The organism is Ureibacillus sp. FSL K6-0165 (genome assembly GCF_038004285.1).
In the GTDB taxonomy this organism is placed as follows: domain Bacteria; phylum Bacillota; class Bacilli; order Bacillales_A; family Planococcaceae; genus Ureibacillus; species Ureibacillus thermosphaericus.
The window spans coordinates 1,906,638-1,923,051 of record NZ_JBBOQS010000001.1 but is presented as its reverse complement, the minus strand read 5'-3'; the positions used below and the strand labels follow the sequence as shown (position 1 = coordinate 1,923,051).

Annotated in this window: 14 protein-coding genes and 1 other annotated feature; of the genes, 7 read left to right on the top strand and 7 right to left on the bottom strand. The window is 34.3% G+C overall.

Annotated features, from left to right (window positions below; all coding sequences use genetic code 11):
• Positions 1–97 precede the first annotated feature (97 nt).
• Positions 98–2,758 carry an alanine--tRNA ligase gene (alaS, locus tag NST00_RS09555; RefSeq protein WP_340709893.1) on the bottom strand — a complete coding sequence of 887 codons (2,661 nt, stop codon included), beginning with the start codon at positions 2,756–2,758 and terminating at the stop codon, positions 98–100.
• 52 nt (positions 2,759–2,810) lie between these two features.
• Positions 2,811–3,063: a binding site (T-box leader), on the bottom strand.
• A 162-nt stretch (positions 3,064–3,225) separates the two neighbouring features.
• Here alaS and NST00_RS09550 point away from each other — a divergent pair.
• Together NST00_RS09550 and NST00_RS09545 are read left to right on the top strand one after the other, a co-directional pair.
• Positions 3,226–3,906, top strand: a complete 681-nt coding sequence (locus NST00_RS09550) for a TerC family protein (protein WP_016838614.1) — start codon at positions 3,226–3,228, stop codon at positions 3,904–3,906.
• A 55-nt stretch (positions 3,907–3,961) separates the two neighbouring features.
• Positions 3,962–4,339, top strand: coding sequence for an aspartyl protease family protein (locus NST00_RS09545; RefSeq protein WP_016838615.1), 378 nt, complete (start codon positions 3,962–3,964; stop codon positions 4,337–4,339).
• 111 nt (positions 4,340–4,450) lie between these two features.
• Here the strand turns inward: NST00_RS09545 and NST00_RS09540 are convergent, their stop codons facing one another.
• Positions 4,451–5,221 (bottom strand): sporulation protein, encoded by a 771-nt coding sequence (locus tag NST00_RS09540; protein ID WP_016838616.1) that lies wholly within the window; start codon positions 5,219–5,221, stop codon positions 4,451–4,453.
• A 275-nt stretch (positions 5,222–5,496) separates the two neighbouring features.
• Here NST00_RS09540 and NST00_RS09535 point away from each other — a divergent pair, with 275 nt between their 5' ends.
• Together NST00_RS09535 and NST00_RS09530 are read left to right on the top strand one after the other, a co-directional pair.
• Positions 5,497–6,069, top strand: a complete 573-nt coding sequence (locus NST00_RS09535; RefSeq protein ID WP_016838617.1) for a TetR/AcrR family transcriptional regulator — start codon at positions 5,497–5,499, stop codon at positions 6,067–6,069.
• 101 nt (positions 6,070–6,170) lie between these two features.
• Positions 6,171–8,411 carry a YhgE/Pip domain-containing protein gene (locus tag NST00_RS09530; RefSeq protein ID WP_016838618.1) on the top strand — a complete coding sequence of 747 codons (2,241 nt, stop codon included), beginning with the start codon at positions 6,171–6,173 and terminating at the stop codon, positions 8,409–8,411.
• A 384-nt stretch (positions 8,412–8,795) separates the two neighbouring features.
• On the opposite strand, the gene NST00_RS09525 is transcribed toward NST00_RS09530, so the two are convergent.
• Positions 8,796–10,010: an IS110 family transposase gene (locus NST00_RS09525; protein ID WP_340709892.1), complete on the bottom strand. Its 1,215-nt coding sequence runs from the start codon at positions 10,008–10,010 to the stop codon at positions 8,796–8,798.
• 586 nt (positions 10,011–10,596) lie between these two features.
• Between NST00_RS09525 and NST00_RS14995 the strand changes: the two genes are divergently transcribed.
• Complete coding sequence (locus tag NST00_RS14995; RefSeq protein ID WP_016838621.1) at positions 10,597–10,923, top strand: cytochrome c biogenesis CcdA family protein; 327 nt, start codon at positions 10,597–10,599, stop codon at positions 10,921–10,923.
• Positions 10,924–11,495: 572 nt separating this feature from the next.
• On the opposite strand, the gene istB is transcribed toward NST00_RS14995, so the two are convergent.
• Entirely contained in the window at positions 11,496–12,251 is a 756-nt protein-coding gene (gene istB, locus NST00_RS09515) for an IS21-like element helper ATPase IstB (protein ID WP_016839664.1), read from the bottom strand.
• Positions 12,248–13,069 carry a hypothetical protein gene (locus NST00_RS09510; protein ID WP_340709891.1) on the bottom strand — a complete coding sequence of 274 codons (822 nt, stop codon included), beginning with the start codon at positions 13,067–13,069 and terminating at the stop codon, positions 12,248–12,250. The genes istB and NST00_RS09510 overlap by 4 nt, the downstream gene beginning before the upstream one ends.
• A 105-nt stretch (positions 13,070–13,174) precedes the next feature.
• Here NST00_RS09510 and NST00_RS09505 point away from each other — a divergent pair, with 105 nt between their 5' ends.
• The gene (locus tag NST00_RS09505; RefSeq protein WP_339287653.1) at positions 13,175–14,299 is read left to right on the top strand and encodes an IS4 family transposase; all 1,125 of its coding nucleotides are present in this window, start codon (positions 13,175–13,177) and stop codon (positions 14,297–14,299) included.
• A 118-nt stretch (positions 14,300–14,417) separates the two neighbouring features.
• Here the strand turns inward: NST00_RS09505 and NST00_RS09500 are convergent, their stop codons facing one another.
• On the bottom strand, positions 14,418–15,194 hold the full coding sequence (locus tag NST00_RS09500; protein WP_340709890.1) for a DDE-type integrase/transposase/recombinase: 777 nt from the start codon (positions 15,192–15,194) through the stop codon (positions 14,418–14,420).
• A gap of 321 nt (positions 15,195–15,515) precedes the next feature.
• Here NST00_RS09500 and NST00_RS14990 point away from each other — a divergent pair, with 321 nt between their 5' ends.
• Entirely contained in the window at positions 15,516–15,611 is a 96-nt protein-coding gene (locus NST00_RS14990; protein WP_408056490.1) for an IS3 family transposase, read from the top strand.
• 68 nt (positions 15,612–15,679) lie between these two features.
• Here the strand turns inward: NST00_RS14990 and NST00_RS09495 are convergent, their stop codons facing one another.
• Positions 15,680–16,411, bottom strand: coding sequence for a LytR/AlgR family response regulator transcription factor (locus tag NST00_RS09495; RefSeq protein WP_016839645.1), 732 nt, complete (start codon positions 16,409–16,411; stop codon positions 15,680–15,682).
• Positions 16,412–16,414 lie beyond the last annotated feature (3 nt).

The following is a 16,414-nucleotide window of genomic DNA, read 5'->3' as shown; positions in this document are numbered from 1 at the left end:
CACCTCGCTTTCGGAAATAAGGAGTTGGAAATTCTAGCTCCATTTTCTATATTATAACTGATTCAATTAGTCAGTGAAATAGATTTCTTTTTAATTATTATATAGATTTAACGTAATCATACACAGATTGAAGGGCTTCATCAAGTTTTGAAACTTCTTTCGCACCAGCCATTGCCATGTCAGGACGACCGCCACCTTTTCCTCCGCATTTCTCAGCTACTGTTTTGACGATGTTACCTGCATGATATTCTTTACCAGCAATATCTTTTGTTACACCTGCACAAAGCATGACTTTATCTCCGTCAACAGCTCCAAGAACAATAACTGCTTTTTCAAGCTTCACTTTTAAATCATCCATCATTTGACGAAGTTGATTATTATCTTTTGCCTCTACTCGTGTAGATAAAACAGTTATATCGCCGATTTTTTGTGCTGAATCAAGAACGTTTGCTGTTTCAAGGTTTGCCAATTTTTGTGATAATGATTCATTTTCTCGTTGTAATTCTTTATATTCACTTTGTAAGCCTTGAATTCTCATTACTAAGTCTTTTGGATTTGCTTTAAATTGTGCAGCTGCTTCTTGCAAGATTTTTTCTTCTTCTTTTACTGCAAGATATGCCCCCTTACCAGTAACAGCTTCAATACGTCTTACCCCGGCACCAATTCCACCTTCTGAAACGATTTTGAACAATCCAATTTCAGATGTGCGGTTTACGTGTAAACCACCGCAAAGCTCAATTGAATAATCGCTTACTTGTACAACGCGAACGATATCTCCATATTTTTCGCCGAAGAGGGCCATAGCACCAAGAGCTTTTGCTTCGTCAATCGGCATTTCTTCAATAACTACTTCAATGTCGTCCCAAATTTTTTCATTGATGATTTGTTCAATTTTTTCTAACTCTTCTTTTGTTGCTTGTCCGAAGTGTGTAAAGTCAAAGCGTAAACGATCTGGACCTACATATGAACCAGCTTGATTTACATGTTCACCTAATACATCTTTTAAAGCACGGTGTAATAAGTGAGTTGCCGTATGGTTTTTCACAATCAGTTTTCTTTCTTCTGCATTCACTTGCGCCTTTACATGATCGTTAAGATGCATTTCACCTGATTCAACAATTACTGTATGAAGATGCTGCCCGTTCGGTGCAAGTTGAACATCTTTTACAACAGCTTTGAATGTATCGCTCTCAAGAGTACCTTTATCAGCGATTTGACCACCCATTTCAGCATAGAATGGTGTTTCCGCTAAAATGACTAATACCTCTTCTCCTTCAGAAGCTACATTTACTTCCTGACCGTTTCCTACCATAGCAACGATGGTTGAGTCACATTCTGCCACTTCATATCCAACGAATACGGAAGGTTGTTTTAAGTTCGTTAATACTTCATTTTGCACTTGCATAGAATCAACATCAACACGTGCACTTCTTGCTCGTTCACGCTGTTTTTCCATCTCCGCTTCAAAACCTTCGTAATCGATTGTCATTCCTTGTTCTTCAGCATATTCCTCTGTTAATTCAATTGGGAATCCATACGTATCATATAAGCGGAACGCGTCTTCACCTGGTATTTCATTACGCCCTAATTTCTTTTCACGTTCAATTACTTCATTTAAAATTTCAAGGCCACCATCTAATGTTTCTAGGAAACGAATCTCTTCATTTTTCACAACTCGTTGAATAAATTCACTTTTCTCACTTACTTCTGGATAGAAGTCTTTCATAATTTCTCCAACAGTTGGAACGAGTTCAAACATAAATGGCTTTTCAATACCGATTTGTTTTGCATATCTTACAGCACGACGTAATAAACGGCGAATTACGTAACCGCGTCCTTCATTTGATGGAAGCGCTCCATCACCGATGGCAAATGCGACTGTTCGAATATGGTCCGCAATTACTTTAAACGGTGTGTTGATATCTTCTTTATTGTTGAAAATTTCTTTCAAATCAATTTCACCAGGTCGTTTGTAACGACGGTTTGCAAACTCTTCAATTTTTTCAATGATTGGCATAAATAAATCTGTATCAAAGTTTGTCGGAACGTTTTGTACGACAGAAGTAATCCGTTCAAGGCCCATACCCGTATCGATGTTTTGTTTAGGTAGCGGCGTATATGTGCCATCTGGATTGTGATTAAATTGAGAGAACACTAAGTTCCAAACTTCTAAGTAACGTTCATTTTCGCCACCTGGGAATAATTCTGGATCGTTTGGATCATCGCCATATTCTGGACCGCGATCATAGAAAATCTCTGAATTTGGACCAGATGGACCTTCCCCGATATCCCAGAAGTTTCCTTCAATGCGAACGATACGTTCTTCTGGTAAGCCAATTTCATTTTTCCAAATGTTATAAGCTTCTTCATCTTCTGGATGGATTGTTACTGAAAGCAGTTCTGGGTCAAATCCCATCCATTTTGGATCTGTTAAAAACTCCCAAGCATAATGAATTGCTTCTCGCTTAAAGTAGTCACCAATAGAGAAGTTACCTAACATTTCGAAAAATGTATGGTGGCGAGCCGTTTTCCCTACGTTTTCTATATCGTTTGTACGAATGGATTTCTGAGCATTTGTAATACGTGGATTTTCAGGAATTTCACGACCATCAAAATATCTTTTTAAAGTCGCTACCCCAGAGTTAATCCAAAGTAAAGACGGGTCATTCACTGGAATTAATGAAGCTGATGGTTCAACTGCATGGCCTTTTTCAATAAAAAAATCTAAAAATTTGCGACGAATGTCTGCTGCTTTCATTCAATATTACCTCCTACTAATATTTTTGAAATTAAAAAAAGCCTTCATCCCAATAAGGGACGAAGACATTAAATTTCGCGGTACCACCCTCGTTACAGTTTCATTTCATATCGTACACCTAAATACTCGTTTAACCGTTTCATTTTGAAACTGTCACTCTAGCCACTGTAACGTAAGTGAACGGCAGGTTTTAACTGCACTCTGGAGTAGCTTTCCGCAATTGCCACTAGTGAAGATTCTTTCAGCCTACGGAATCTCTCTCTTTCCACTGGACAAAAACGTACTCTCTCCATCATCGTATTGAAGTATAAGCTGTTTATGATACATAGTACGAATTGAAATATTCTCACTAAATTATAAAAAAACGATAATTTCATGTCAATTAAAAATACCTTCTTTGTAAATTACTTCTTAACATGGATGGTAGGACATATACTTTCCAAAAAAGTATAGATGGGAGAGCAGATATGGAAACTATTTCGATGGAATTTTACACTGCACTAATGTCTATTATTTTTATCGATCTTGTTCTTGCTGGCGATAATGCATTATTGATTGGAATGGTTGCAAAAAATCTGCCATCGAAACAACAAAAAAAGGTTATTATCATTGGAACGCTAGCTGCCATTTTTATGCGCATTATCTTTACACTGCTTGCAGTGAAATTGTTAGAAATTGATGGATTACTATTTATTGGCGGCGTATTGTTAGTATATATAGCGATAAAACTGCTAGTGACTGAAGAAAATACCGATATACGCGTATCAAAGAAATCCTTTTGGGGTGCAGCTTGGACAATCATGTTAGCAGATTTTTTAATGGGCATTGATAATATTATTGCGGTTGCAGGAGCAGCTTATGGAAATATGCTACTAGTCATCTTTGGTCTCCTTATCTCTATTCCCATAATTGTTTGGGGAAGTACAATTGTCATTCGCATCATCGAAAAATTTCCTATTTTCATCTATTTAGGTGCTGGTGTCCTTGCATGGACTGCATCAAAAATGATTATTCAAGATGCTTATGTTCAGCCTTATTTAACAAATCCGTTACCTATAATCTTGTTCCAATTATTATTAATATTCATCGTTATTGCAATTGGTTTTATTCTGCGTAATAGAAATAAAACACATATAAGTACAAATTGAATATTGATTAACAAATTGAAATAGAATGGAAATAAAAGCTTTTGGGAGGTAAAATATGCAGCTTCTCTTTGAAGATGGTTTATTGCTATCAACAATTGAAATTTGCTATAAAGGGAAAAGTAAATTGTTAAGCCGAGTTGCAATCGATTCAGGTGCCTCCCATTCCTTTATCAATATTGATTCAGTACAAGAGATAGGTATCTATTTTGAAAACGGAGATTCGCTAGTTCGTCATTATGGAATCGGTGGAGTAGAATATAGTTTTATGAAAAAATTGGATTATGTAAAAATTGGCGAAAAGACGTTTCCTAATGTTCATATTGATTTTGGAACATTGCAAGGATTTAATATTCAAGGTTTGATTGGACTTGATATATTAAAATCCGGTGAATTTGTTTTAGATTTGAAACACTTAAAATTACTAACTCACTGAAAATGTAGGAAAAAATAGCCTGTTATACGAGCGAACTAGGATCCTAACTTCACTAGTCCGCTCATTCTGTTGGCAATCTCTGTTTTATATAAAAGATAATAGATTTTTACATTATGAATATCTCGAAATAATTTGTTGAAGCTTAGATTCAATATGGTACATATCCGCTTCTGTAAATGTAACGCGCACGTGGCTTTCATCCACATCCAACATTTCAGCAAACAATCCACCAAGTCCCCTTGCTCTTCTGTCCACTTCCAATAATAATTCCACGTAGCCTTCCTCTTGGGAAAGAAAAGCAATCTCTAGTTCATCTAATCGACCTCGAAACGGCCCTGTTACTGGAACAAATTCAAATTCTTGAATAAAAGGATAGTTTTTTCGGTATCGGAATGATACTTGTTCATTTTCCGCTTTTCGTAAACGAAAACCTAAATGTTGTACAGCATTTAACACATGAGAAGCCAATCTTGATGGACGAACTTCTATAAAGTCTTTATCTGTTGAATCCACACCGCTTTGAATGTCTAATTCCGTTTTCACCCATACTCTAGAATTTCCTATCGTTACAGGTGTGTCTACTGGCAGCACGAAAGAAAACGGGATGATTTTTGTTTCATTTGCTTGAATCATAAAAGGATCACTAATTTTGAATTTATGGAATGCAAATGGAACCGAAACTTTTCGATCATCGACTTCTTTTATATAAGTCGTATATAAAGTGAAATAAATCGTATTGATTTGTTGAGCAACATTTCCTCCATATACTTCTACTTCACCGCGCACCGTTTCACCAGCACTGTAGGAAGACTTCTCCAACTGAGTATCCACTTTTGCTGAACCAATACCAAAAGATGCTAGCATTTTGTTAAAAAATGACATAGTTTACTCTCCTTCATTTAAGAAATTTCCCCATTATTACGATTCTATTTTCGATAAAGTTTCAGTGAAGTATTTTCTGACATAGATTTACAGCATATAACGATTGATTTATTGAATCGTTTCTTACGAATCAGCGAATTTACTAAGATAATAAAAAAACTACATAACATGTAAATACACTTGCAAAGGGAGATATTGTGTGGTAAAGTACATTACGTGAAACAAATGACTAATTTTCTCATTTGGTCATAATTTATTAAAGTGAGGTGAATGTATTGAGCGTTGACAGAAAACAATTAATACTTGAAGCTGCAAAAAAATCCTTTTCTTTATTTGGATACAAAGCAACCACGATGGATCAAATCGCGAAACTTGCCAATGTGGGAAAAGGTACAATTTATACATTCTTTAAAAATAAGGAAGAACTATTTGATGAAATTATTACATCTCTTATTAAAGATATGAAAACTGAAGCAGAAAAAGCCATTAATCCTAATAGTAGCTTCGATGAAAACATTAATCGTGTATTATTAAGACTTCTAGAATTTCGACAGTCTCATCAGCTCACAATCAAACTTTTTCAAGAAGAAAGAGAACTGGGAACACAAGCAGTAGCAGAAGTAATACAGCGTGTTGAACAAGCAGTCATTCACTACATGAAGGGAATTATACAAGAAGCAATTGACCGTGGTGAAATTAAAGAGTGCAATCCTGAAATCACAGCATTTGTTATGTTAAAAATGTATGTTGCTTTAATATTTGATTGGGAAAAGCAGCATCCAGCTATTGATAAAGAAGAAATATCTAATTTATTTAAATTATATTTCATTGATGGATTGGCTAAATAACTTTAAGGTTTTAAGGGTCTCAATGTATTAGAGTACCCTATATATATTACGCAAGAATGACCAAATGAACAAAATAGTCATTACTTCCAGGAGGTAACAAAATGAAAAAATCGTCATTTATGGCGGAACTAAAATTTCTTCTTTCAAACCGGAAAATTCTCATATCGGTTTTAGCAGTTGCGCTTGTTCCTGTACTGTATACAGGAATGTTTATTTGGGCATTTTGGGACCCATATGCGCACTTAGAAGACTTGCCAGTTGCCATTGTCAATGAAGATTCCGGTGCTGAATTTGAAGGAAAAACGTTGGAAATCGGGAAAGAACTTGCTGAAAAACTCAATGACAGTGAACAGTTTAATTTCAAAGTAGTTTCAAAGGAAGAAGGTTATAAAGGTTTAGAGAATCGAGATTTTTATTTGCTAGTGGAAATACCAGAAAATTTTTCTAAAAATGCAACAACGATTCTAGATGATGAACCGAAAAAATTGGAACTAAAATATGTTCCGAATGAAAGTACAAACTTCCTTTCAGCTCAAATTGGAGAAACTGCCATGAGAGAAATCAAAGCGGAAATCTCCAAAAATATCATTTCAACTTATTCCGAAACCATGTTTGATTCCATTTCAAAGTTAGCAGATGGAATTAGCCAAGCAAGCGATGGAGCAAGCCAATTAAAAGATGGTGTAGCTGATTTAAATGATGGTTCAAAAACATTGAGTGACAATCTTGCAACATTGGCTTCAAAAATGATTGAATTCAAAGAAGGCGTAAACCGTGCAAGTGATGGTTCAAGCTCGATTGCTGCTGGCTCTAGTCAATTGAAAGATGGTCTTCGTCAAGTGAACGAAAATCTTCCATCCCTTGTCGAAGGAACATCTCAAGTAGAAGATGGCCTAAAACAAATGAAAGATCAACTTCCAGCTCAAGTTGCTACAGGAATTTCTGAAAATCTTAAAAATAGTGTTGAGAATATTAGTAATGGAATCGATCAATTAGAAACTCAATTATCTGCAGAACTTTCAACACAACTGACAGCTGGAATTGTCAATCAACTATCAAGCCAACTTGCAGTACAATCCATATCAACACAAACTCAAAACTTAGAACAAATTCAGGCTGCTCTCGTTGCCAACAACATTATGAGTGAAGAACAAGCTGCTGCCTTTATCGCGCAGCTAGCAAGCAATGTTCCTACGAAGGAACAAATTGAAGAGCAATATAAAACCCAATTAAAAGCCCAATTAGAACCTCAAATTTCTACGGGTATCAGCAAAGGACTCAAAGAAGGGTTAACACAATTTGAAACTTCACTAACAAATCAATTGCTTTCTTCAGCTGATGGTATTGAAGAGCAATTAAAAACTCAAACTGGCCCTGCCTTTGATCAATTAATTGCAGGTCTTGACCAAATTAATGCTGGACAACAAACATTGCAAAATGGTGTAAATAAACTTTATACTGGTTCAGTTGATTTAACAAATGGCGCTGGGGAATTAAGCTTAGGCATGAAACAGTTAACTTCTGGTGCAGGTCAACTTCAAGACGGTGCAAATCAACTAGCAGATGGTTCAAATCAATTAAAATCCGGCACAGATAAATTGTTAGATGGTACAACGGAATTAGCTGACAAACTTGCTGATGGAGCTGAAGAAGCTGGTTCAGTTAAGGCAAATGAAGATACGTATGACATGATGGGTGAACCGGTTGTTATTCAAAAAGAGGCAGTAAATGAAGTGCCAAATTACGGAACAGGCTTCTCACCATATTTTATGTCACTAGGCTTATTCGTAGGAGCACTAATGTTATCCATTGTATTTGAATTAAAACGACCAGTCATCCGACCGAAAAATGCTTTCACTTGGTTTGGTAGTAAATTTGGTGTGATTGCCATTGTCGGTATCATTCAAGCACTATTAGTAGATTGCATTTTATTATTGGCATTAAAACTAGAAGTTGTAAATCTTCCGTTGTTCATCCTAACTTCCATAATTGTAAGCATTGTGTTTATGACACTTATTCAAATGCTTGTCACATTATTAGGAGACACTGGACGATTTATAGCGATTATTATATTAATTTTACAATTAACAACAAGTGCAGGTACATTCCCAATGGAGTTGCTACCAAACACACTTCAACCAATCAATGCACTATTGCCAATGACTTATTCAATCCAATCCTTTAAAGCTGCAATCTCAAGTGGGGATATTTCATTCTTATGGCAGAACAACTTCATACTATTAAGCTACATGGCTGCCTTTATCCTCATTACGATTGGATATTTTGCACTTTCAACAAAAAAATCAAAAGATGTTGAAATGACTGCAGTAATGGATGAGTAAATATAATGAAGGAAAATGTATTAATTATTCATTGGAATCACATTGAACGTTTCATTTAATAAGAGGCTGGGACAGAACTTAATTTTTATGAAAAACAACAAAAATGAATATTAAAATTACGTTTAAATAGATTTAATATCCCACTTCTAAATCAAAAAAATGTTAGACCAAATATATCTTGGTCTAACATTTTTCTTTTTTTCCAACCTCTTTCTTACGATCAGTCAAGTATATTTTATTAATTTGTATATGTTTTTATTTTAGTTGTAGTTGTGAGGGGGTACCCCCTCACAACTACAACTAAATTTTGGCATGCCAAAAAGACCTAACGATTTTTAATTTTTTCGAAAGGTCATTTATGGTATAGTGTAGTTAATCGATTATTTAACTTAAGGCAGTTTCATAATCGTATAAAATGCCATGTGTCAGTAACTGGAACGTCACTTTTAAAAATTTATTGATACAGGCGATAATCGCAACCTTATGAGGCTTTCTCTGAGGTTGTGTTTTTAATTTATAATAGTAATCTACAAAATGATTCGGTTTATCTTTCTTCTTCATAATCATGGCACACACCATAAAATATAAAAGCTTTCGCAAGTGTTTGTTACCTCTTTTATTAATACGATCATGATACTGTGTATTCCCCGATTGATAGCGCATAATATCAATTCCCGCATAAGCATTCAATTGTTTAGCATTTTGAAAGCGACGAATATCACCCATTTCCCCAATTAATCTACAAGCAGTAGAATCACCGATACCAGGGATGGAACGTAAAACAATATACTCTTTTCGATCTTTTGATAAAGTAATCATTTGTTGGACAAGTGCTTCTTTTTTATCCTTTAATTCTGCTATTCGATTTGCGTAATCACGGACTTGTTCACATCGCACATTGGTAGATTTAATCGCTGGATAACTATTTTGAGCAGCTTCTAATAAAGCAATTGCTTTTTTCTCTGCACGTTCTAAAGAAAGGTTCTTTCTTGTATTCGCTTTTAGGCGATTCTTAATGACAGTTTTAGAGTGAGCTAAAACAAGTGTTGGGTGAGGGTATAGTTGTACTATATTTAAAAATAGTGCAGAATTTGGTGTCAGTATTTTTTCTAATTCTGGAAAACTCAATTGTAAAATGGAATGCATACGATTTTTTAATAAAATCATTTCTTCAGCAATTTCATCATAATAACGTGTCAATGCACGCATCTGCTCATAATAATCATCTTGGATATAGGTTGGTTCTCTCTCCATTTTAAAATGTGTTTTGGCTAATTCATGAGCATCGCTTATATCGGTTTTATGTCGACGCATCTTCGCCATTTGTAAGTTCGCTTCAAGGGGATTCATCCGACAATATGCATAACCGTAATCTTTTAAAAATGCTTCAATCGGTTTTGAATAAACACCTGTTGCTTCAAATACAATGTCTGGTGCTTGGTCATCAAGTGATGTAATATCTACTATTCGCTTATGCAATTGTTCAAAATCTCTTCGTGTATGATTGATTTCACCTTCATATTTGCACTGACGATAACTATCATAGATCGTTACTGTACTCTTTCCTTTACTAACATCTAAACCAATAACATGTTTCATTCCATTACTCCTTCTTTGCCAATTCATAGAAGTCTTCACATTACCTTATCGATTCCACTTTCTTATACACGATCTCTATGGACCCAACATACTAAACTGATTCGCATAAGGGTGTGAAGTTAGCCAGTTTTTAATACGGATTCAAAGATCCCTGAGGCTGGTCGACTTTTCTTCACTTCTACTATAAAAAATAGTAGCACAAACCTTGGCCTTGGTTTGTACTACTAATCTTAGTATGTTTTGATAGATGTTAGTTTAACACTAGAACTTGTTGCTGCCAATGCACTTATATTAGGAGCAAGCACCATACATGATACTAATATACTAAATAAAAATTTTTTCATAATTTGAATTCCTCCTATTCATCTATTAATTTACAACCCAACTATAATACAAAGTTTGGTAGAGTTTCCCCTTTTTTCCTAAATCGATCTTTACAAATCCTGATTTGTTCTTTTCGATGGGGAAATTGCAAATAAGATTAGATTTTTATCATTTATGATATTTTCCAAATATAATAAAGGATTTAACTTATTATTTAATTAACTAATTGATTAACTTTTAAAGAAGAATCGGGGGGATTATATTGGAAACAGATATTTCAATTTTTCTTTGTTTTGGTGCAGGTCTTCTAACTTTCCTTTCTCCTTGCGTGTTTCCTCTATATCCGGTCTTTTTATCCTATATAACAGGTTTAAGTATTGATAAAATACAAAGTAATGAGTTTAGGGATAAAAAAATTATATTCTTTCATACAGTTTGTTTTTTGCTAGGTTTTTCTGTCATTTATTTAGTTCTAGGATTAGGTTCTACTGAAGGTGCCACATTTATTGAAGCTTGGTATATTCAATACGGTAATTTAATAAGACAAATAGGTGCAATCCTTATCATTTTATTTGGTCTGGTTATATGATTTCTTATATTTTTGGCTTTAGTATTCCTTTTCTGTTAATCGCCTTTTTCTCAACAAAATTTTCATGGTTAAGAAAATATACTGGAGTTATTATGAGAATTGGTGGAGGAATAATGGTTGTAATGGGAGTAATTCTTTATTTTAATAAGTTCACAATGATTAATTCATTACTTCAACCAATATTCGGTGATTTCCAAGGATTTTGAATTGTTAGCTCTAATGCCCCCTGATAATACTTTAAATCTTGTTTTACTATCACAACATGACGAACGGATGATTCCTTAAAGTAATAACTCCCTATTAGGCAGACAGATGAAAAAATAAAAATCATCTGCCTAATAGGGAGCTTCTTTATGCCCCTTTATAAATATCAAAAAAATTCGTATTGAGACGGATTCAATTATAATGAACTGTTGATTATTAATTTTAAAAGTTGGCATAACAATAAGAAATTCACCAGATTTAAAAGATTGGATTCTAATTTAATGCTGTAACCGTCAAGTAGAATTAAACAATTTTCCACAAATAATTTTAAACAGTTTTCTACAATTAAGATTCAACAGTTTGCTAAATTAAAATAATACCTTTCTGTATTTCATACGAATGCTATCCGTTTCGTTATCGAAAGTGATAATTTCACTCCTATGTAATAAACGGTCAAGTATAGCTGTTGTTAAAGTAGGATCACCAAGAAATTTTCCCCATTCATTTGGCCCTTTATTAGAGGTTAGAATGAATGCTGCTTTATCATATAAATCATAGATAAACTGGAAAAATAGATTGGCTTCCTGAGTCTCGTAAGTCATGTACATGACATCATCAATAATAATTAAATCCGAAGCTATAATACGTTTGTAGCGTATTTTAGATTTATTGATATATTCTTTTGTTTTTAAAATATACATAAGCTGATTCATGGAGACAAAGGATACTTTGTATCCTCTCTCCACAGCGTGTATTCCTAATGCAACGGATAAATGTGTTTTTCCTGCTCCTGTTGGTCCCATCAAAATTAAAGTAAAAAATTCTTCAATCCAATTCAGTTCTTTTAATACATTTAGTTGTTTTTCACCAAGAGCTGTTTGTTCCTTCAAATCATAGGTATCAAACGTCAATATTTCTGGGAACTCTGCCCATTTCATTAATCTCTCATTATTTTTCTGCTCTCTACATCGCATCTCATAGCTTAAGATTTCATAAACCAGTTCATGATATGTCCAATTCTTTGCTTCAGCTTCACGGAGTAAATTCGGTAATTCTTTAGCCGTCTCAGCGAGGCGCAAGGTACGACATTTATCTTGTAAAATTTCATAGGGATGATGATTCATTCATTTTCACCTCCAGATAAGACTTTTAAATAAATGTCTTCGGATCGTTCTGGTGCTGATAAATCTTTATACTTCTCATTCAATTCAACGATTTTAGGTGAACTTTTTTGATATTGTACAGATAATGCATGTGCAATATCCCGAAAATCATTTGCACTGGTCATTCCAAGTTTCTTCATTTCAGATAAAGCTTCCTCACAATGATTTGGGTAAATTCTGATGGCTTGTTGTAGTACTTTGAGTTGATCCACTAAATGACGTGGATATCGTTCTTTCAATTTGTGTATTAACCATTGAATATTCTCTTTATCTATGAATGTTTCTTGAATTTGATGAATTAAAAGATCTCGTTTACTTGTGCTATGTTCCCGATGGGAGGGATCTGTAATAATCAATCCTTTTCCTTCGGATATTCGGTGCTTTGCTAACTCCATCCCAGTTTCTTTCAGTCGAATAATTAACCAACCATCCTCTTCTTGTAAATAAGCAAGATTTGGGGCATCTGCTCTATATGTTCCTTTAGGAACGCTATATCGATTTCCTTCATAACGAATAACATTGTCCTTATGGATATTTCTTGTTATACTTGGAGTTGAAACATTTGCGAAAATGTAAGTACCAGAGACTTTCTTTAAGTGTTGCTTTTCCAGGGCGTGCACTTCAGAAGGTCTCTTTTTCGTATTATGATGAACTTTATAGTTTCCTGTTCTTTTCAACCAAGCGTGGCACGATTGATTCCAATCTGAAAGATGATCGAATACTCGATTTTTGCTAAAATTATTTTTTACCACTAGCGTCGCATTAAAATAATTTAACACCTTCAAATAAACCGAATTTTCTGAAATATAATCTAAACACAAAAAAATCCTTTATAATGGTTGGGTGGTAGTAAACCATCCAAATCCAATACAAAGGACAAAACCATGGATAAGTTTACACGAAAAACATCATTTGAACAATGGTTTTCACCGATTAATCGTCCATTATTTGACGACCTAGTGAAAACACATCAATTAAATCACTATACCAAGAAGCTTTATATGGCTTCATTTATGAAACTGCTTTTGTATGCCCAACTCCATGAAACCGAGAGTTTACGGGCGTTGAGTGACGCTGTCTTTTTAGAAGAATTACAACGAGCAACGGGATTGGAATCGATTAGTTTTTCACAGTTAGGGAGACGAATCAATACCATCCCAACTGAGTTCTTTCAAACGATTTTTCTCGATTTAGTGGCACAAATTCATCGGAAAACCAATTTCCAAACAAGAAGAAAAGTGACAACGCCTTTGAAAATCATTGATTCGAGTACATTACCGCTTAATTTGACCAATCATAAGTGGGCAGAGTTTCGAAAAACAAAATCAGGAGTAAAGCTTCACTTACGACTTGTTTTTATGGAAAAAGGACTCTCCTATCCAGATAAAGCCGTACTCACGAATGCCAACGAACATGATCGTGGTCAACTAGAAGTATTCGTGGATGACAAAGAATGCATGTACGTGTTTGATCGTGGTTACTTGGATTATGGGCGCTTTGATCAAATGACGGAAGATGGCTATTTCTTTGTGACCCGTTTGCGTAAAAACGCTGTTGTCCGAGTGTTAGAATCCTTTTCGTTACCAGAAGATTCACCCGTATTCTCTGATGAAATGGTTGTCATTGGAACACCACAAAATCGTTCTGAAAACGTGTTTCGCTTACTCAAATTGCATGATACAAAAGGAAATGAGCTTCATTTACTGACAAATCGGTTTGACATTGACGCAGATGAAATTGCAGAAATCTACCAATCACGTTGGGCAATCGAACTTTTTTTCAAATGGATGAAACAACATCTGAACATTAAAAAGTTTTTTGGTCACAGTGAACAAGCTGTACATAATCAAGTGTACGTAGCCATGATAGTGTACTGTCTGAATGTTTTAGCTCAGCTGAACACGAATAGCGAACGCAGTTACTTACAAATTAGTCGCTATTTGAAGGCTTCTTTGTGGAAATCCGCTCACATTTGGTTACGAAAAATCGAAGGAAACGGCGTCCCATAAAGGTTTGCCAGTCGTTGTTGCACAAGTCATAGGTTATAGTAAAAAAATGGATGTTTACTACCCTCGCTTAGGTGTTTTCGTTTTTTCTCTAAAGTCCAGAAAAAATAAAACTGAAAATTCAGACATCATTTATGCGACGGTAGTGATTTTTTACAAATTTCACAACCTGTTCAATTTTACCTTTTGATTCCGGATCACTCTTTCTACATAAATAAACATTAAATTTACGGGTATGATGATATTTAGTAAATTCAGCTGTAAGAATTAAATCACCTGCATTTTCACTAACTGCTAATAACGCATCTTGGTCATAGACCATTTCTTCTGGCATTCCTCCAAAGTATTCAAATGCATTTTCATGCATTCGAATCATATCGGAAGTACGAAAAGGTCGATCGAGCCATTCTACATATTTATATCTTGAATGTGATAAAACAAATGCGATAAAATACAACTTTTTATTCTCACCTTGTCTGTTTTTGACGGTAGTTTGTCCAAAATCCACTTGAGCCTGTTTTCCCATTGGTAATTTTGGAACTACACTATATGTCCTCTGAACCTTTACCTTTGGAATCCGATAGTAATCCCTCATTTCGTTTAAATAATTTCGTACAGTGTTCTCAGCGACTTCCCTGAAACCTAACTTTTCTTCCAACCAATCATAAACTTGTGCAGCAGTTAAATCAGGATGTTCCTTCAACCACCCTAGAATTTGATCATGATAAGGGTCTAGTTTCTTTTCTCTTGTACGTAATGTACTTAAAAATTCTTCAAACTCATCAGTACTCATATTCAAATAATCTATCACTCTATTTCTTGAAATATTTAGTTTTCTTGCAATAGCACTCTTGGAGAATCCCTCTTTGTATAAACGATGAATCTCGATGTAAAGCATAAATCTGTTCACTCCTAATTCCTCACTTTCAATAGACTAGTAACAGTATATTTGAAAGTGATTGATGGTGGGGAAACTGTTTAATCTTATTTGGGGAATTCTGTTGAGTTCTATTTGTGGAAAACTGTTGATTCTAGTTTAGCGTTTACAAATGCCCCATTTTCTAAATCCAAATCTATATGTATGCCTTTCTAGTACAGCTTAAAGGGCGATTCTTTGATTATCTTCTACTGTTATCCTTTGGTTACTCACAAGTCCCTGGATCTATAAAGATTACGCATTCAAAAAACTTCCTTCAAAAACTGAAAAATCAATTGATAAATATATTTTTATAACAATTTCCGTTATCAAGAAAAATTAAACGGCTTAAGCCCATTGGAACATAGGCTCAAGCCGCTTAAAAACTTTATTTTTTAGAATGTCTACTTTACAGTTAGAAATTTAAAGTTTTCGAATTTCTAAAACACCCACATTTTATGCATCCATTACACTAAGTGTTTCACAATATTTTTAGCATATCTGTATGAAACCAAGCATTCATGTCCATTTTCCATTATTAATATTTTATTTTTTACATCATATTCGTGCAAATAATCAATATTTATTAGATAGCTGTTATGTGATCTACAAAATCTTGGATCCAATTTCTCTAAATCTTTTAATTTTCCATAAAACTCATAGATGCCATTTTTTGAATGCACTCTTATTTTATGAGGTATTGAAGAGGTTTCAAAATAATAAATATCTTCATAACGAATATTTTTTATATTCTCTCCTACTTTTATTTGAAGTACTTTTGTAGAACTATTATGGCCAAGTGTCAAATAATGTTGATATGCAGTTGTCAATGCTTCGATGATATTGTTAGCAAGTAATTGTTGATTCGACGTTTTAATAATGAAATCAAGAGCTGCTACTTTGTATTTAAAGGTTAATTTTAGTTTATTGGCAAAGGTCGTTACAAAAATAATAGTTGCTAATGGATCTTGTTTTCGTATAATTCTAGCTAATTCTAAACCGTTGATACTGCTATTCAATTCAATATCTAATATGTAACATTCAGCTGAATGATTTTCGATATAAGATATGACTTCTTCTGGTGTTGAAGCACATAATGCAATTTCAATACTTGGCAAATGAAAACTTGAATATCTTCTTATGACATTCTGCAGAAATTGTCTTTGTTCTAAATCATCTTCGCAAATTATGACCTTCAAGAA